Below are 16,701 nucleotides of genomic sequence, written 5' to 3'. Positions count from 1 at the left end.
CTACCTGTTCTTCGTCCCTGTCCCCACGGGCGGCCGTGCCCGTCCACAAGAGAGAGTGTGAGAGTGCTCGTACTCGTCGCTCCCGGCCAGGGTGCCCAGACGCCCGGCTTCCTGACTCCCTGGCTCGACCTCCCCGGCGCCGCCGACCGCGTCGCCGCGTGGTCGGACGCCGTCGAGCTCGACCTTGCCCACCACGGAACGCACGCCGACGCGGACGCGATCCGCGACACCGCCGTCGCGCAGCCGCTGCTGGTCGCCGCGGGTCTGCTGTCCGCCTCGGCACTCGGTGCCGTGACGCCCTCCGCCGTCGCCGGGCACAGCGTCGGCGAGATCACGGCCGCCGTCCTCGCGGGTGTCCTGGACGACACGGCCGCCCTGACGCTCGTGCGCAAGCGGGGCCTGGCGATGGCCGAGGCCGCCGCCGTCACCCGGACCGGCATGGCCGCGCTCCTCGGCGGTGACCCCGAGGTGACGATTCCGCACCTGGAGAAGCTGGGCCTGACCCCGGCCAACGTGAACGGCGCGGGCCAGATCGTGGCCGCCGGCACGCTGGAGGAGCTGGCCGCCCTCGACGCCGACAAGCCCGAAGGCGTACGCCGGGTGGTGGCCCTCAAGGTCGCGGGCGCGTTCCACACCCGTCACATGGCCCCCGCGGTCGACGTGCTGGCCCGGGCGGCGGCGGAGTTCTCGCCGGGTGACCCGACCATCACGTACGTCTCGAACAAGGACGGCCGGACCGTCACCACGGGGGCCGAGGTCGTCTCCCGTCTCGTCGGCCAGATCGCCAGCCCGGTCCGTTGGGACCTGTGCATGGAGACCTTCAAGGAACTCGGCGTGACCGCGCTGCTCGAGGTGTGCCCCGGCGGCACGCTGACCGGTCTCGCCAAGCGCGCGCTGCCCGGCGTGAAGACGCTGGCGCTCAAGACACCCGACGATCTGGAAGCGGCTCGCGAGCTCATCGCCGAGCATGCCTCCGCCTGAGCGCGTAAGGAGCCGACAGAGCATGGCGAAGATCAAGGCCCGCAAGGGAGCCCCGTACGCGCGGATCCTCGGTGTGGGCGGCTACCGCCCGGTGCGTGTCGTTCCGAACGAGGTGATCCTGGAGCGCATCGACTCGTCCGACGAATGGATCCGGTCGCGCTCCGGTATCGAGACCCGGCACTGGGCGAACGACGAGGAGACCGTCGCCGCGATGTCGATCGAGGCGTCCGGCAAGGCCATCGCCGACGCCGGGATCAGTGCCGAGCAGATCGGCGCCGTGGTCGTCTCGACCGTCTCCCACTTCAGCCAGACCCCGGCCGTCGCCACCGAGATCGCGGACAAGCTCGGCACGGCGAAGGCCGCCGCCTTCGACATCTCGGCGGGCTGCGCCGGCTTCGGCTACGGCCTGACCCTCGCCAAGGGCATGATCGTCGACGGCTCCGCCGAGTACGTGCTGGTCATCGGCGTCGAGCGGCTGTCCGACCTGACCGACCTGGAGGACCGCGCGACGGCCTTCCTGTTCGGTGACGGCGCGGGCGCGGTCGTCGTGGGCCCCTCGGAGGAGCCGCACATCGGCCCCACCGTCTGGGGTTCCGAGGGCGACAAGTCGAACACCATCAAGCAGACCGTCTCCTGGGACCGCTTCAGGAGCGGTGACGTGTCCCAACTGCCCCTGGACTCCAAGGGCCAGGTCAAGTTCCCCGCGATCACGCAGGAAGGCCAGGCGGTGTTCCGCTGGGCCGTGTTCGAGATGGCCAAGGTCGCCAAGGAGGCGCTGGAGGCCGCCGGACTCACTGCGGACGACTTGGACGTCTTCATTCCCCACCAGGCCAACGAGCGGATCATCGACTCGATGGTGAAGACTCTCAAGCTGCCGGAGCACGTCACGGTCGCGCGTGACGTACGCACCACCGGCAACACCTCGGCCGCCTCGATCCCGCTCGCGATGGAGCGGCTCCTGGCGACCGGCGAGGCGAAGAGCGGCGACACCGCGCTCGTCATCGGCTTCGGGGCGGGTCTCGTGTACGCCGCGACGGTCGTTACCCTCCCCTAGGCACACCGTCCGGAACTTTCCGGGCGGGAGTACCGCCACACCCTCTGGATACACAAGAAGGAGCGCCTGACATGGCCGCCACTCAGGAAGAGATCGTCGCCGGTCTCGCCGACATCGTGAACGAGATCGCCGGCATCCCGGTCGAGGACGTCCAGCTGGAGAAGTCCTTCACCGACGACCTCGACGTCGACTCGCTGTCCATGGTCGAGGTCGTCGTCGCCGCCGAAGAGCGCTTCGACGTCAAGATCCCGGACGACGACGTCAAGAACCTCAAGACGGTCGGGGACGCGACCGAGTACATCCTCAAGCACCAGGGCTGAGCCACCCCTCACCCCCGGTCGCTGCTGGCCCCGCCACCCGGCGGTGGCGCCGCTGAATCCTCGTATCCGTTGGAGAAAGAATTCCCGTGAGCCCGACCAATCGCACCGTGGTCGTCACCGGTATCGGCGCAACCACACCGCTGGGTGGCGACGCAGCCTCTACCTGGGAGGGACTGGTCGCCGGACGTTCCGGCGTCGGCCCTCTGGAGCAGGAATGGGCCGCCGACCAGGCGGTCCGTATCGCGGCGCAGATCGCCGTGGAGCCGGGCGAGGTCATTCCGCGCCCGCAGGCCCGTCGCCTCGACCGCTCGGCGCAGTTCGCGCTGATCGCGGCCAAGGAGGCGTGGGCGGACGCCGGCTACACCGGCAAGGCCGGCGCCGAGCCCGCGGACGCCGACGCGCAGGGCGCGACGGTCGACCCCGACCGGCTCGGCGCGGTCATCGCCTCCGGTATCGGTGGCGTGACGACCCTGCTCGAACAGTACGACGTGCTGAAGGAGAAGGGCGTCCGCCGCGTCTCCCCGCACACCGTCCCCATGCTCATGCCGAACGGCCCGTCGGCCAACGTGGGTCTGCTCGTCGGCGCCCGCGCCGGTGTGCACACCCCGGTCTCCGCCTGCGCGTCGGGTGCCGAGGCCATCGGCTACGCCATCGAGATGATCCGCACCGGCCGCGCCGACGTCGTCGTCGCGGGCGGCACGGAGGCGGCCATCCACGCGCTGCCGATCGCCGCGTTCGGCAACATGATGGCGATGTCCAAGAGGAACGACGACCCGCAGGGCGCCTCGCGGCCCTACGACATCGGCCGTGACGGCTTCGTCCTGGGCGAGGGCGCCGGCGTCGTCGTCCTGGAGTCGGCCGAGCACGCCACCGCGCGCGGTGCCCGTGTGTACGCGGAGGCGGTCGGCCAGGGCATCTCCGCCGACGCGCACGACATCGTGCAGCCGGAGCCGGAGGGGCGGGGCATCGCCCACGCCCTGCAGAACCTGCTCGACACCACGGACCTGAACCCGGCGGAGATCGTGCACGTCAACGCGCACGCGACCTCCACGCCTGCCGGTGACGTGGCCGAGCTGAAGGCGCTGCGGAAGGTGTTCGGCGACGACGCCGACCACTTCGCCGTGTCCGGTACGAAGTCCATGACCGGGCATCTGCTCGGTGGTGCGGGCGGCGTGGAGTCGGTCGCCACGGTGCTGGCGCTGTACCACCGGGTCGCGCCGCCGACCATCAACGTGGAGAACCTCGACCCCGAGGCGGAGGCCACCGCGGACATCGTTCGGGGTGAGGCGCGCAAGCTGCCCGTCGAGGGACGGATCGCCGCGCTCAACGACTCGTTCGGGTTCGGCGGGCACAACGTGGTGCTGGCGTTCCGCACGGTCTGATCTCAGCCGTTTTTGTTGCGAAGGTGAGCGGCCCGGGACCTCGTCGAGGTCCCGGGCCGCTTGTCGTCCGTGTTCCGCTGCGGGCCGGTGGGGGCTGGTCGCGCAGTTCCCCGCGCCCCTGAGGCCGCCCCCCGGCCGGGCAGTCAGACCACCTGGTGGAGCCAGCGGACCGGGGCGCCCTCGCCTGCGTGGCGGAAGGGTTCCAGTTCGTCGTCCCAGGGCTTGCCGAGGAGCTTGGTGAGTTCGGTCTCCAGTTGCGTCTCGCCCCGCTGGGAGCGGGCCAGGGCGGCGCGCAGGCGGTCCTCGGGGATCAGGATGTCGCCGTGGATTCCCGTCACCGCATGGAAGATGCCCAGGTCAGGGGTGCAGCTGTAGCGCTCGCCCTCGGCGGTGGCGCACGGCTCGGCGGTGACCTCGAAGCGCAGCATCTGCCAGCCGCGCAGCGCCGAGGCGAGTTTGGAGGCGGTACCGGCCTCGGCCTTCCAGGAGAACTCGGATCTCCAGGTGCCGGGCGAGGCGGGCTGCCTGATCCAGTCGAGGCTGACCCGCGTGCCGAGCACGTTCGCGACGGCCCACTCGACGTGCGGGCACAGCGCGCGCGGCGCGGAGTGCACGTAGAGAACTCCACGTGTCGTCACTGGGACCTCCGGACAGAGCGGGCACTTTGCAGCTTGGCGGATCGTTCAGTGGCAGGGCAGCCACGTGGCGAGGCTACCGTGCGGCGGGGCAAGGAGTGTGACGTACCGTCGGTCCCAGCGCCCGGAAACACGGAGGTTTCACCCGCAAGGACGCTCGGGTGAGGGCCGCCGTTGCGTGACGAACGAGGGGAACTGTGCATGCAGAACCGTGGTCACCGTTCGCGGGGCCTCGTCGTGACCGCCGTGGCGGCGCTGGTCGGCGTCGCGGGGCTGACCGGGTGTGACGCGGTCGGCGGCGACTCCCCGGGCCCCTCGGGCACCGGCGCACGGTCCGCGAGACCCACCCCGGACTGGGACCGCAGCCCGTCGTCACTGGCCGCGGTGGGTGACTCCATCACCCGCGGGTTCGACGCCTGCTCCGTGCTGTCGGACTGTCCCGAGGTGTCGTGGGCGACCGGCACCGACACGAAGGTGAACAGCCTGGCGGTCCGTCTGCTGGGGGCGTCCGGCGCCGAGCGGCGCAGTTGGAACTACGCGGTGACCGGCTCCCGCATGGCCGACCTGCCCGGTCAGATGGCGCAGGCGGCGACGAGGAGGCCCGAGCTGGTCACGGTGATGGCCGGCGCGAACGACGCGTGCCGGCCGTCGGTGTCCGCCATGACCTCGGTCGCGGAGTTCCGCATCCAGTTCCAGGACGCGCTGCGCACCCTGCGGTCCGCGCTGCCGAAGACCCAGGTGTACGTGTCGAGCGTGCCCGATCTGAAGCGGCTGTGGTCGGAGGGGCGGACGAACCCGATGGGCAAGCAGATCTGGAAGCTGGGGCTGTGTCCTTCGATGCTCGGGGACGCGGATTCGCTGAGCGCGGCGGCGACGACGCGGCGGGACCAGGTCCAGGACCGGGTCGAGTCCTACAACACGGTGCTGGAGCAGGTGTGCGCGAAGGACCGGCGGTGCCGGTTCGACGGCGGGGCGGTGTTCGAGTACCGGTTCGGGACGAAGCAGTTGAGTCACTGGGACTGGTTCCATCCGAGCAAGAACGGTCAGGCACGGCTCGCCGAGCTGGCGTACGCGAGGGTCACCTCGCGTACGCCACCGAAGTGACCGGGGGACCGAAGTGACCGCGGGAGGGCTTCGTCCCCGCGCCTCCGAGGGCTAGACGACGATCGTCGTCCTCAGCCTGGTGTCCGTGAGGCTGTGGGCGGCGGCGATCTCGTAGGTGCCCTTCACCGTGGTCCAGGAGTGGGACTCCTCGTCCCAGATCTCGAAGGCCCGGGCGGGGAGGTCGACGGTGGTCCGGACCGATTCCCCCGGGGCCGCCTCCACGTTGGCGAAGCCGGCCAGCAGGCGGGCCGGGCGGTCGGGGGCCGGGGTCGTGGGGGCCACGTAGAGCTGGACGGTCTCGCGGCCGGTGCGGGAGCCCGTGTTGGTGACGCGGACCGTGACCGTCGTGCCCGTCAGCTCGATCTCGTCGTACGTCCAGTCCGTGTAGCCGAGACCGTGGCCGAAGGGGTACGCCGGGGTGCGGCCCTCCTTCTCCCAGGCCCGGTAGCCGATGAACAGGTCCTCGGTGTAGCGGAGTTCGCCGTCGGTGGGGGTGACCCGGGTGACCGGGGCGGTGTCGAGGGAGCCCCAGGTGGTGGGGAGCCGGCCGCCGGGCTCGTGGGTGCCGGTGAGGACGTCGGCGAGGGCGTCACCGCCCTCCTGGCCGGGGAACCAGCCGAGGAGCACCGCGGCGACCTCCTCGCGCCACGGGAGTTCCACCGGGGAGCCGGAGTTGACGACCACGACGGTGTTCGGGTTGGCGGCGGCCACCGCGCGGACCAGGTCGTCCTGGCGGCCGGGGAGGTGGAGGTCCTTGCGGTCGAAGCCCTCGGACTCGACGCGTTCGGTCGTGGCGACCACGACGACCGCCGTGTCGGCGGCGCGGGCCGCCTCGACGGCCTCGGCGATCAGTTCGTCGGGGTCGCGGCGGGGCTCCTGGTGGGCGAGGGTGAAGCTGATGACCCGCATGGGCACGTCGGCGGGGACGACGACGATGTGGCGCAGGGAGATCTCGTAGGTCCGGCCGGCCGTCAGGTCCACCGTGGCGTGCTCGACGGGGTCGCCGAAGAACGTCACGAACGGGTCGTCCAAGTCGGTGCTCTGGACCCCGTCGAAGCGCTCCGTACCGTCGACGGTGAGCGTGAAGGCGCCGAGTCCCTTGATGCCGAACGTGTGCCGGCCGCTCTCGCGCGGGGTGAAGGTGCCGGTCAGTTCGACGCTGTGGAGGCGGTCGTGGGTGACACCTTCGGGCAGGTCGTCGCCCATCCACTGGAGGTGGCCGCTCGGCGCGGAGCCCGTGCCGAGGACGGTGCCGTCGGCGTCGCGGCAGACCGCGCGCAGCGCGAAGCCCCGGCCGGCGGGGGCCAGCTCCTGGCTGGGGTCGGCGCCGACCGCGTAGGTCAGCGTGCCCTCGGGCAGGGCGGCGGTGAGGCCGTCGAGCGGGGAGACGGTCCGGGCGGGGAAGACGGTGGCGGAGCCGCCGCCGAGGATGCGGGCGTCGCGGGCGGCGGCGCCGATGAGCGCGACCGTGTGCCCGGCCGGGACCGGCAGGGCGCCCTCGTTGCGGACGAGCACGAAGGAGCGGCGGGCGATCTCGCGGGCCAGTGCCTCGCCGTCGACGGGCCCGGGCGGGGCGGTGACGACGGGCTCGGCGCCCTTGAGGGCGCCGACGCGGGCGGCGAGGCGCAGGACGTTGCGCACGGCCTCGTCGACCCGCGCCTCGCTGGTCTCGCCGGCCTGGACGGCGGCGGCGAGCGCGGGTCCGTACACGGTGGTCGGTCCTGGCATGGCGACGTCCAGGCCGCCCTCGACGGCGGCGACGGTGGAGCGGGCGGCCATCCAGTCCGAGACGTTGAAGCCGTCGAAGCCCCACTCGTCGCGCAGGACCTCGTTCACCAGGTGGCGGTGCTCGGTCATCGTCCTGCCGTTGACCGAGTTGTAGGCGGTCATGATGCCCCAGGGGCGGGCGTTCTCCACGATGGCCTCGAAGGGGGCCAGGTAGAGCTCGCGCAGGGCCCGCTCGGAGACGACGTTGTCCACGGTGAAGCGGTCGGTCTCGGCGTCGTTGGCGACGAAGTGCTTGACGGTGGTCCCGACACCGCCCTCCTGCACGCCGTTCACGTACGCGGCGCCGACCCGCCCGGTGAGGTACGGGTCCTCGCTGTACGCCTCGAAGTGGCGGCCGCCCAGCGGGGAGCGGTGCAGGTTGACCGTCGGGGCGAGCAGGACGTGGACGCCCTTGCGGCGGGCCTCCTGGGCGAGCAGCCGGCCGGCGCGGCGGGCCAGGGCGGGGTCCCAGGTGGCGGCGAGCGCGGTCGGGGACGGCAGGGCGATGGACGGGTCGTCGGAGGTCCAGCGCACACCCCGTACACCGATCGGGCCGTCCGACATGACCAGTGATTTCAACCCGATCTCGGGCACGGCGGGCAGGGACCACATGTCCTGTCCGGCGAGCAGCCGCGCCTTCGTGTCCAGGTCGAGGGCCGCGAGGGCCGCCTCGACAACCTCTTCGCGCGCCTGGTCGGCCGGGGTGGGCCGGGTTCCTGCCATGGCCGTGCCTCCTCGTTGAAGTCCGCTCCGTCCCTCCATCCTGCACGCGCAGCCTGTCGACCGGTAGGTTTCGTTACCCCGGCGTTACGCTCACGGCACGGAGTCACGGGTTCCGTCGTACGGTGGCGTCATGACGAGCGGGGCGCCCAGGTCGGCCAGGGGCACGGAGCGGCGTGCGGAGATCCTCCGGGCGGCGCTGGAGGTGATCGCCGAGCGCGGGTACCGGGGCGCGAGTCTGGCGGCGGTCGCCGAGCGGGTCGCCCTCACCCCGCAGGGGCTGCTGCACCACTTCCCGACCAAGGAGGCGCTGCTGGTCGCCGTGCTGGCGGAGCGCGACCAGTGGGACGCGGTGCCGGGCACCGGCTGGCCGCTGGAGCTGCTCGGCCAGCTCGTCGAGTACAACGCCATGCGGCCCGGGATCGTGCAGACCTTCTCGGCGCTGCTCGGCGAGAGCGTCACGGAGGGGCATCCGGCGCGCCCGTTCTTCACCGAACGGTACGAGGCCGTGCGCGCGAACATGGCCCAGGTGTTGCGGACGGAGTACGGGGACCGGCTGCCGAGCGGGCTCACCCCGGAACGGGCCGCTCCGCTGCTCGTCGCGGTGATGGACGGGCTGCAGTACCAGTGGCTGCTCGCGCCCCGGTCGGTGGACATGCCGGCGGCGTTCCGGGACTTCCTCACGCTGCTGGGCGAGGACCCCGGCCCCGGTTCCGCCGACGGCGAGGACTGACCTCGGCGGCTGGCCCGGGTACGGCGGCCCCAGGTGCCACGCGCCACGGCACGCACCCCGCGGGTCGCGCTCCGCGTGGCACGTGCCCCGCGCGTCGCGCCCCATGGCGTGCGTCCCGCGCGTCGCGCATACTGCCGCCATCCGACGACGTCTCCCCTCGCGACGGAAGGACCTGAACCACCTTGACGCACATACGTGTTCGGCTCGGCGCCCTCGGCCTGACCCTGCTGGCGGGCCTGGCCGCACCGCCCGCACTCGCCGCCGAGGAGCCCGCGGCCGCGCCCACCGTGGAGGAGCAGCGCCTCGACAGGGCGGCGCCCCAGGAGATCCTGACCCGGTCCGGATTCGACACGGTGGCACCGGAGTTCGCCCGCGCCCTGGGCGGGGCCCGCTCGTACGCGCAGGCCGAGCGGGTGGTCGAACGGCAGGGCGCCCGGCTGTGGCGGCGGGCCGTCGACCGGGCCCAGGGCCGTGGTCCCGCCGTCGGCGACCTCAGCAGGGACGACGACCGGCCGCTGTACTGGGCGCGGCTCGGCATGACCCGTGAAGTACGGCAGTGGGAGCCGGAGTTCGGCCTCACCGAGGCCCGGCGCGCCAAGCTGCTCGCCGCGCTGGAGCGGACCTCGCGCGGCCAGGACAGCATCCGGTATCCGCACAGCAAGAAGATCAAGCGGATCCTGTTGACCGGCTTCGACCCGTTCACGCTCGACCGGGACGTGCGGATCTCCAACCCGTCGGGCGCGACCGCGCTCGCGCTGGACGGCACGGTGATCGACACGGCGGACGGCCCGGCGCGCGTCGAGACCGCCGTCTTCCCCGTCCGCTGGACGGACTTCGCCGAGGGCACGGTCGAGAAGACCCTGCGCCCGCACCTCCCCCGCCTCGACCTGTTCACGACGGTCAGCCAGGGCCGGGTGGGCCGCATCGACGTCGAGCGCACCAACGGGGCCTGGCGGGGCGGCTTCCCCGACAACGAGAACCTCTCGGTCACCGGGACCGTCCCGGTGACCGACCCGGCCTCCCAGCCGCAGTGGACGACGACGACCCTGCCGTACAAGGACATCGTCGCGGCGGACACGGGACGTTTCCCCGTGTACGACAACACGTCGGTGACCGAGATCCCCGCGGGCGGGACGCAGGCCGTGGTACGGCCCGAGGGGCCGACCGCGGGTTCCACGGCCCGGGCGGGCGGCGGCGGTGACTACCTGTCCAACGAGATCGCGTACCGCGCGACGCTCCTGCGCGACCGGCTCGGACTGGGCGGCTCACTGCCCGGCGGTCATGTCCACACGCCGGTGCTGCAGTTCGGGGCGGGCAACACCGATCCGGCGAGCGGGACGGTCACCGACGCGCAGTTCGTGCAGAACCGGCTGGACATCATCGCCCAGGTGAAGTCGATCCTGACGGTGGCGGCGGACGCGACCGACTGAGGCCGGCGGCCGGCGTCAGCGCCGGCGTCAGCGGCCGACGGAGTTCGCGGGGCCGGCGGGGTCCTTGTCCCCCGCCCGCTCCTCGCGGGTCTCCTCGCCCAGCAGGTCGCGGGCCATCAGGGTGGCGCCCGCGACCGCGCCGGGCATGAGGAACACGGCGACGAACGGGACCAGGAAGGCGAGCGCCAGCGGGGTGCCGAAGCCCCAGACCAGCGTCCTGCGGGAGCGGAGCATGGTGAGGCGGTCGCGCAGCACGACACCGCGGCGCTGCAGGGCGACCGACGTCAGTTCCTGGGTGAGGAAGAAGCCGGTGACGAAGAAGCCGATCACCGGGACGACGGTCTGGCCGACGAGCGGGACGAAGCCGAGGGCGAAGAGCAGTACGCCCCAGAGCAGGGCCCTGATCAGGATGCGGACGCTGTCCCGGGTCGAGATGACCAGTTCGCGCCAGAGCGGGAGGCCCGACGCGGGGGCCGTGCCGTCCGGGGACACGTCCCGGTCCACCTTCTCGGAGAGGCTCTCGTAGAAGGGCTGGCCGAGGATGAGGGTGACGGCGGTGAAGGTGAGGACGGAGAGCAGCAGGGCGAGGGCGAAGAGGACGGCGGTCAGGAAGCCGCGGAAGAGGCCCTGCCAGGGGCTGGTCCAGTCGTCGGCGAAGGGGGTCGCCCACGCGGTGAAGTCGGTGCCCCAGATGGCCAGGGAGGTGAGGGCGGCGGCGTACAGCACGAGCGTGATGAGGCCCGGGACGAGCCCGAAGCCGAACTGTTTCCCGTGCCGGACCACCCACCGCTGGCCGCGCAACAGGTACTTGAACCCCACCCCGAGATCACGCATACCCGCACCCTATCCCCACCCCGCGCCCTCGAAGAGGCGCAGGGAACACGCGCAACCAGCCACCCGCGACCCGCACCCGACACCACACCACAAACCCCACCCACCCAGGGGCGCGAGGAACCGCGCGACCAGCCACGCGCGACCCGCACCCGACACCACACCACAGACCCCGCCCTCCCAGGGGCGCGGGGAACCGCGCGATCAGCCGAGACGCACCCGCACCCGCACCCGACGCACTCTTGTTGCGGATGAGTCGAACAGGTAGACCTCCCGTACCGAAGTGACCCGTGTCAGGCACTCTCCGCGGAGGTACCCGTGCGCCTACCGAGACCCGTCCTGATCGCCACGGCCACCGCCACCGCGGCGGCCGCGCTCCTGCTCACCCCGGACGGCGCCGTCGCCGACCCCACGCCCCGCCCCGGGGGCCCGGTCCGCGAGGGTTCCGGCCCGTCCGGCGGCGCGGCCACCCGGGCACCGGAGGCCGCCACCGACCGCGCCCTGGACGCCCCGGTCACCGAGCTCACCGACGGCACCGGAACCCCCGGCGGTACGCGCGGTTATCCGCGGGAGCAGGTCCTCGCCCCGGACCCGGCGAACCCCGCGGACAAGTCCGTCAGGCTGGGCCTCACCCCGTACCACGCCATCGCCCCGAAGCTGAACGCCCTGCAGCGCCTCGGCGACCGGGTGAGCGTGGAGGTCGCGGGCCGGTCGGCCGGCGGGCACCGCCTCTACCTGGTCACCGTCACCGCGCCCGAGTCGCCCCGGCAGGCACGCGCCCAGGAGCGCATGCGCGAGCTGATCGAGAACGCGCCCGCGGCCGCCGCCGAGGACCCCGCGGTCCGGCGCGACTACAAGACGCCGGTGTTCTTCAACAACAACATCCACGGCAACGAGTGGGAGGGCACGGACGCCTCCCTGAAGCTGATCGAGCAGCTCGCCACGGCGCAGGACGGGTCCACCACCGGCCTCCTCGCCCGCAGCCGCGTGTACTTCAACATCACCGCGAACCCGGACGGCCGGATCGCGGGTACCCGCGCCAACGCCAACGGCTTCGACCTGAACCGGGACTTCGTGACCGCCTCTCAGCCCGAGGTACGGGCGATGCGGCAGATCGCGATCGACAAGCAGCCCGCGCTCATGGTCGACCTGCACGGGTACGTCAACGGCACCCTCATCGAGCCGACGACTCCCCCGCACGGCGAGAACTACGAGTACGACCTCTTCCTGAAGAACACCTACGCCAACGCGCTCGGCATGGAGGCCGCCGTCAACGGCCTCGGCTTCACCCCGGAGAAGGACGGTGTGGAGCCGGCCCAGATCCCGTTCCGGGACCAGGAGGAGGGCTGGGACGACTGGCCGCCGATCTTCACCCCGCAGTACATGCCGTTCCACGGCACGGTCGCCGCGCACACGGTCGAGTTCCCGTTGGCGGTGAACAACGACGAGTACGACGAACTGCCCGTCGCCGAGCTGCGCCGCCGCTCCGCGGTCAACGTGGCCATCGCGGGCGCGGCGATGCGCGCGAGCCTCGACCACGTCCGCACGCACCGCGCTTCGCTCGTCGCCGACCAGATCGAGGTGTTCCGCCGGAGCGTGACGGGCGCGGCCCAGGTCCCGGTCTCGCCGGAGACGGTGCCGGGTGTCCCGGGCATCGGCCCGGAGGACGTCTACACGACTGACTTCCCGCGCGCGTACGTGATCCCGGCGGGCGCGGACGCCCAGCGCTCGGCGCCGGCCGCGGCCCGTCTCGTCGACCACCTGCTCGCCAACGACGTACGGGTGCGGCAGGCCACCCGGGACTTCCGGCTCGGCGGAAAGGCGTACGCGAAGGGTTCGTACGTCGTCGATCTGCGGCAGCCCAAGCGCGGCATGGCCAACGTGATGCTGGCGGACGGGCGTGACATCAGCGACAAGGTGTCGGTGATGTACGACATCTCGGGCTGGAGCCTCGGCCGCCTGTGGGGCGCGACCGTCGACACGGTACGGACCCCGCGGCTGTCCGTGCCGGACCGGGCGGTGCAGGCCGCGGCGCGGGTCGGGTACGTGGCGCCGCGCGGCACGCTGCGGCTGCGCCTCGACGACGCGCGGGAGATCGCGGCCCTCAACTCCCTCCTCGCGGACGGTGTCGTGGTGCGGCGGGCGGCCGACGGCAGTGCGATCGTGCCCGCCTCGGCCCGGGGGAGGGCGGCGGTGGCGGCGAGGACGTACGGTGTGGCCTTCGACGCGACGAAGGCGACCGGCGGCGCGCCGCTGCGGCGGGTCCGGGTCGCCGCGGCGGTCACGCCGGGTGAGCTGTTCGCGCTGCGCGAGATGAACTTCGACGTGGTCCCGGTGTCCACGGCGATCCTGAACGCCGGCTTCGACTGGTCGCGGGCGGACGTCCTGTTCGCTTCCGCCGGGCTGGACCCCGCGCGCCTCGGCACGGCCGCGCGCGCCGCCCTGGACGCCTTCCTGGGGCGGGCGGGCCTGGTGGGCCGCGGGGCGACCGGAGCGGCCCTCAACTCCGCCGCGGGGCTCCTCGCGGTCGAGCCGGTGGCGGGCAACCCGGACGCCAACGGGGTGGTCCGGGTGGTCAACTCGCCGGGCGGGGTCGCCGGCGGCGCGCCCGGCCACAGCTTCGTCTACGCGCCGGTGTGGTTCACGGACCTCGGCGCCGGGGTGCGCGTGGAGCAGGCTTACGGGAGCGGCGACCCGCTCCTGTCCGGTCACTGGCGTGCGCTGGAGGACGGCGGCGGCGGTCCCGCGCGGGCCGCGGGGCGGGCTTCGGTGGTCAGCGGGCCGCATGCGGTGCTGTTCGGTACGGAGCCGCTCTTCCGCGGTCATCCGAAGGGGGTGTTCGCGCAGGTGGGGCGGGCCTTGCTGACGGTTTCGCTCCGCGGGGACCGTGCGCCGGGGGTTGTGCGGGGGCTGCCGGCCGGTGGGGGCTGAGCGCGCCGTTCCCCGCGCCCCTGAAAAGCAAAAAGACTGCGCAGTTCCCCGCGCCCCTGGTGGGGCGCGGGGTGGGGGGTTACAGGGTGACGATCATCTTTCCCGTGTTGTCGCCTCGCAGGACGCCGAGGAACGCCTCCAGGTTGTTCTCGATGCCCTCGACGACCGTCTCGCGGTACTTGAGTTCGCCCGAGGCGACCCAGGGGCCGACCTCTTGGACGAACTGCGGCTGCAGGTCGTAGTGGTCGCCGACGAGGAAGCCCTCGATGCGGCCGCGCGTCGCGATGAGACGGGCGAGGTTCTTCGGGCCGGGGGCGGGCTCCGTGTTGTTGTAGACGGAGATCATCCCGCAGACCGCGATACGCCCCCGGAGGTTGAGCGCGCCGATGGCGGCCTCCAGGTGGTCGCCGCCGACGTTGTCGAAGTAGACGTCGACGCCGTCCGGGGCGGCGTTCCTGAGCTGCTCGCTCACGGAGCCGTTCTTGTAGTTGAAGGCCGCGTCGAAGCCGTACTCCTCCACCAGCAGCTTGACCTTCTCGTCGGAGCCGGCGGAGCCGATCACCCGGGAGGCGCCCTTGAGCCTGGCGATCTGGCCGACCTGGCTGCCGACGGCGCCGGCCGCGCCGGACACGAACACGGAATCGCCCTCCTTGAAGGAGGCGGTGCGCAGCAGGCCCGCGTACGCGGTGAGGCCGGTCATGCCGAGGACACCGAGGTACGTGGTGAGCGGCGCGGCCTCCGGGTCCACCTTGACGGCCTGCTTGGCGTCGACGACGGCGTATTCGCGCCAGCCGAAGAAGTGCAGGACGTGGTCGCCGACGGCGATGCCCTCCGCGTTCGACGCGACGACCTCGCCGACCGCGCCGCCCTGCATGGCCTTGCCGAGTTCGTAGGGGGCGACGTACGACTTCGCGGCGCTCATCCGGCCGCGCATGTACGGGTCCACGGAGACGTGCTTGTTGCGCACCAGGACCTGGTCGGGTCCCGGCTGCTTCAGCTCGGCCTCGACCAGGGCGAAGTCCTCGGGCTTCGGCCAGCCGACCGGGCGGCTGACGAGGTGCCATTCGCGGTTCGTGGTGGGGAGCTGGGCCGTGTCGGTCATGGGGGGACGCCCTTCTTGGTGCAACGGTTTCCACACTTCGGCCAATGCTTCAGTATGTGAAACAACCATGCTCCTGAATATTTCATGATGTCAAGTAACGGGGTAGCCTGTCAGCCATGGGCACCCCGAAGACTCCCCCGTTCGACCCCCTCACGCTTGAGGTCGTCGACCTCATCGGCACGGTGGTGGCCCGCTACCACGAGGAGTACGAGGACGCGGCGGCGGAGCACGCCCTGACGGGGGCGCAGGCGCGGCTGCTGAGCCTGCTGTCGCTGGAGCCGTTGCCGATGCGGCGGCTGGCCCAGAAGCTGAAGTGTGAGCCGTCGAACGTCACCGGGATCGTGGACCGGCTGGAGGCGCGGGGGCTGGCCGAGCGGCGGCCCGATCCGTCGGACCGGCGGGTGAAGCTGGCGGCCGCGACGGAGGAGGGGCGGCGGGTGGCTCGGAACCTGCGGCTGTCGTTGCGGTTCGCGCGGGAGCCGTTGGCGGGGTTGTCGCGGGAGGAGCGGATGTCTTTGCGGGGGTTGCTGCTGCGGATGCTGGACGGCTCCGCCGGAGCGGGGGAACCGGCCGCGGCCGATTAGTGAGCCGCGCCCCGGCGGGGGCGGATCGCGCAGTTCCCCGCGCCCCTAAAGGCAAAAGATTGCGCAGTTCCCCGCGCCCCTTCAGGGGCGCGGGGAACTGCGCGATCAACCACCGTCGGCCGGCACCCTGCGGACTCGGCCCAGGCACCCCCGCCCAGCTAGCGCAGCGGCTACGTGCACCACCACAGGAAGCGGTCGCAGGACTCCGTGGGCGTCGGAGCCGGCTCCGGGGACTCCGTCGTCGGGTCCGGATCCGGGCTGCCGGGATCCGGACCCGTCCCCGCCGGCGGATCCGCCGGCGCAGACGCATCCGCGGCCGGCGCCGAGGACGTCGGATCGGCCGACGCAGACGACGGATCCGCCGACTCCGTCCCGGCACCCCCCTCGTCCCCCTCCTCGTCCTCGTCCCCCTTGGACTTCTTGGACTTCTTCGACTCCGAGGCCGACGGAGACGCCCCCGGTTCCTGGGAGACCGCCCCGCCCCCGGCGCCCCCGTCGCCGGCCGACGACGAGCCGTCCGCGGAGGCGGAGGACCCGGCCGACTCCTCGTCCGCGGCGGAAGCCTTCGGTTCGGACGACGGCGCCTCCATGCCCAGCTCGGCGAGGCTGAGCCCGCCGGCCGCGAGCAGCAGCCCCGCCCCCACGAGCAGCACCCGCCTGCGCCGCCGCCGGTGCAGCGCGGCCTTCCGGTCGCGCCGGTTCGCGCGGACCCCGCGGCTCCCCCGGCGCCGGGACCTGCGTCCCGAGCCGCCCGACGGCTCGTCGTCCTCGTCTCCGAGGTCGTCACGCGCGTCGCGCCCGTCCCGCCCGCCGGTGTCCGCACGGTCCGAGAGGGAGGCCGCGTACCTCCGGCAGGCTTCGGCCGATGTACCGCACCCCGGGCAAGCGAGGGCGCCATTGAGGTGCCGTTGGCACGGGTGGCAGTAGTCCATGACGCCGGAAGACTAAACTCCGCGCAGGTCACGTTCACAGCCGCAGCTGTGAAAGTTCTGTGCTGAACGAGGCGTTCCGGTTGGCCGGTTGAGGACAGGACGGACCATTCGCCGCCTTCCCCCGCCAGCTCGTCGAAACCGTTGTGCGTCCACCCCATTGACACTGCCGCCACCCCGTCCTTACTGTCTGGCCAG

General features: G+C 72.4%; 14 protein-coding genes. 9 read left to right on the top strand and 5 right to left on the bottom strand.

Annotated features, from left to right (window positions below; all coding sequences use genetic code 11):
* Positions 1–63: 63 nt before the first annotated feature.
* The 4 genes from ACFYXC_RS02860 (at position 64) to ACFYXC_RS02845 (ending at position 3,737) form a co-directional block, all read left to right on the top strand.
* Positions 64–981 (top strand): ACP S-malonyltransferase, encoded by a 918-nt coding sequence (locus ACFYXC_RS02860; RefSeq protein ID WP_389546110.1) that lies wholly within the window; start codon positions 64–66, stop codon positions 979–981.
* Positions 982–1,003: 22 nt separating this feature from the next.
* Entirely contained in the window at positions 1,004–2,035 is a 1,032-nt protein-coding gene (locus tag ACFYXC_RS02855) for a ketoacyl-ACP synthase III (RefSeq protein ID WP_389546109.1), read from the top strand.
* Positions 2,036–2,106: 71 nt separating this feature from the next.
* A complete protein-coding gene (locus ACFYXC_RS02850) occupies positions 2,107–2,355 on the top strand; it encodes an acyl carrier protein (protein WP_055611752.1) in 249 nt (82 codons plus the stop codon).
* A gap of 86 nt (positions 2,356–2,441) precedes the next feature.
* On the top strand, positions 2,442–3,737 hold the full coding sequence (locus ACFYXC_RS02845) for a beta-ketoacyl-[acyl-carrier-protein] synthase family protein (protein WP_389546106.1): 1,296 nt from the start codon (positions 2,442–2,444) through the stop codon (positions 3,735–3,737).
* Positions 3,738–3,880: 143 nt separating this feature from the next.
* Here the strand turns inward: ACFYXC_RS02845 and ACFYXC_RS02840 are convergent, their stop codons facing one another.
* Complete coding sequence (locus ACFYXC_RS02840) at positions 3,881–4,375, bottom strand: DUF3145 domain-containing protein (protein ID WP_388908568.1); 495 nt, start codon at positions 4,373–4,375, stop codon at positions 3,881–3,883.
* Between the two features lie 198 nt (positions 4,376–4,573).
* On the opposite strand from ACFYXC_RS02840, the gene ACFYXC_RS02835 reads away from it, so the two are divergent.
* Positions 4,574–5,476, top strand: a complete 903-nt coding sequence (locus tag ACFYXC_RS02835) for an SGNH/GDSL hydrolase family protein (protein WP_389546103.1) — start codon at positions 4,574–4,576, stop codon at positions 5,474–5,476.
* A gap of 51 nt (positions 5,477–5,527) precedes the next feature.
* Here ACFYXC_RS02835 and ACFYXC_RS02830 read toward each other — a convergent pair whose 3' ends face one another.
* Positions 5,528–7,966 (bottom strand): glycoside hydrolase family 3 protein, encoded by a 2,439-nt coding sequence (locus ACFYXC_RS02830; RefSeq protein ID WP_389546100.1) that lies wholly within the window; start codon positions 7,964–7,966, stop codon positions 5,528–5,530.
* 130 nt (positions 7,967–8,096) lie between these two features.
* On the opposite strand from ACFYXC_RS02830, the gene ACFYXC_RS02825 reads away from it, so the two are divergent.
* Both ACFYXC_RS02825 and ACFYXC_RS02820 read left to right on the top strand, forming a co-directional pair.
* Positions 8,097–8,696, top strand: a complete 600-nt coding sequence (locus tag ACFYXC_RS02825; protein ID WP_388908574.1) for a TetR/AcrR family transcriptional regulator — start codon at positions 8,097–8,099, stop codon at positions 8,694–8,696.
* Between the two features lie 182 nt (positions 8,697–8,878).
* Positions 8,879–10,126, top strand: coding sequence for a pyroglutamyl peptidase (locus ACFYXC_RS02820; protein ID WP_389546097.1), 1,248 nt, complete (start codon positions 8,879–8,881; stop codon positions 10,124–10,126).
* 27 nt (positions 10,127–10,153) lie between these two features.
* On the opposite strand, the gene ACFYXC_RS02815 is transcribed toward ACFYXC_RS02820, so the two are convergent.
* Positions 10,154–10,960: an EI24 domain-containing protein gene (locus ACFYXC_RS02815; protein WP_389546094.1), complete on the bottom strand. Its 807-nt coding sequence runs from the start codon at positions 10,958–10,960 to the stop codon at positions 10,154–10,156.
* Positions 10,961–11,275: 315 nt separating this feature from the next.
* On the opposite strand from ACFYXC_RS02815, the gene ACFYXC_RS02810 reads away from it, so the two are divergent.
* Positions 11,276–13,888, top strand: coding sequence for a M14 family zinc carboxypeptidase (locus ACFYXC_RS02810; RefSeq protein WP_389546091.1), 2,613 nt, complete (start codon positions 11,276–11,278; stop codon positions 13,886–13,888).
* A 79-nt stretch (positions 13,889–13,967) separates the two neighbouring features.
* On the opposite strand, the gene ACFYXC_RS02805 is transcribed toward ACFYXC_RS02810, so the two are convergent.
* Positions 13,968–14,990, bottom strand: coding sequence for an NADP-dependent oxidoreductase (locus ACFYXC_RS02805; RefSeq protein WP_389546089.1), 1,023 nt, complete (start codon positions 14,988–14,990; stop codon positions 13,968–13,970).
* A 116-nt stretch (positions 14,991–15,106) separates the two neighbouring features.
* Between ACFYXC_RS02805 and ACFYXC_RS02800 the strand changes: the two genes are divergently transcribed.
* On the top strand, positions 15,107–15,574 hold the full coding sequence (locus tag ACFYXC_RS02800; protein ID WP_389546086.1) for a MarR family winged helix-turn-helix transcriptional regulator: 468 nt from the start codon (positions 15,107–15,109) through the stop codon (positions 15,572–15,574).
* Between the two features lie 170 nt (positions 15,575–15,744).
* On the opposite strand, the gene ACFYXC_RS02795 is transcribed toward ACFYXC_RS02800, so the two are convergent.
* Positions 15,745–16,506, bottom strand: a complete 762-nt coding sequence (locus ACFYXC_RS02795; protein WP_389546084.1) for a hypothetical protein — start codon at positions 16,504–16,506, stop codon at positions 15,745–15,747.
* Positions 16,507–16,701 lie beyond the last annotated feature (195 nt).

Origin of the sequence: Streptomyces sp. NPDC002701, from assembly GCF_042889045.1 — a bacterium.
Classification (GTDB): domain Bacteria; phylum Actinomycetota; class Actinomycetes; order Streptomycetales; family Streptomycetaceae; genus Streptomyces.
The sequence above is the reverse complement of the archived record's forward strand: the minus strand, read 5'-3'. Positions and strand labels throughout refer to the sequence as shown.

Excerpts from the sequence above, each read along its gene's own strand:
- ACFYXC_RS02855 (WP_389546109.1), top strand. The coding sequence starts at position 1,004 with ATGGCGAAGATCAAGGCCCGCAAGGGAGCCCCGTACGCGCGGATCCTC.
- ACFYXC_RS02850 (WP_055611752.1), top strand. The coding sequence starts at position 2,107 with ATGGCCGCCACTCAGGAAGAGATCGTCGCCGGTCTCGCCGACATCGTG.
- ACFYXC_RS02835 (WP_389546103.1), top strand. The coding sequence starts at position 4,574 with ATGCAGAACCGTGGTCACCGTTCGCGGGGCCTCGTCGTGACCGCCGTG.
- ACFYXC_RS02830 (WP_389546100.1), bottom strand. The coding sequence starts at position 7,966 with ATGGCAGGAACCCGGCCCACCCCGGCCGACCAGGCGCGCGAAGAGGTT.
- ACFYXC_RS02825 (WP_388908574.1), top strand. The coding sequence starts at position 8,097 with ATGACGAGCGGGGCGCCCAGGTCGGCCAGGGGCACGGAGCGGCGTGCG.
- ACFYXC_RS02815 (WP_389546094.1), bottom strand. The coding sequence starts at position 10,960 with ATGCGTGATCTCGGGGTGGGGTTCAAGTACCTGTTGCGCGGCCAGCGG.
- ACFYXC_RS02805 (WP_389546089.1), bottom strand. The coding sequence starts at position 14,990 with ATGACCGACACGGCCCAGCTCCCCACCACGAACCGCGAATGGCACCTC.
- ACFYXC_RS02800 (WP_389546086.1), top strand. The coding sequence starts at position 15,107 with ATGGGCACCCCGAAGACTCCCCCGTTCGACCCCCTCACGCTTGAGGTC.
- ACFYXC_RS02795 (WP_389546084.1), bottom strand. The coding sequence starts at position 16,506 with ATGGACTACTGCCACCCGTGCCAACGGCACCTCAATGGCGCCCTCGCT.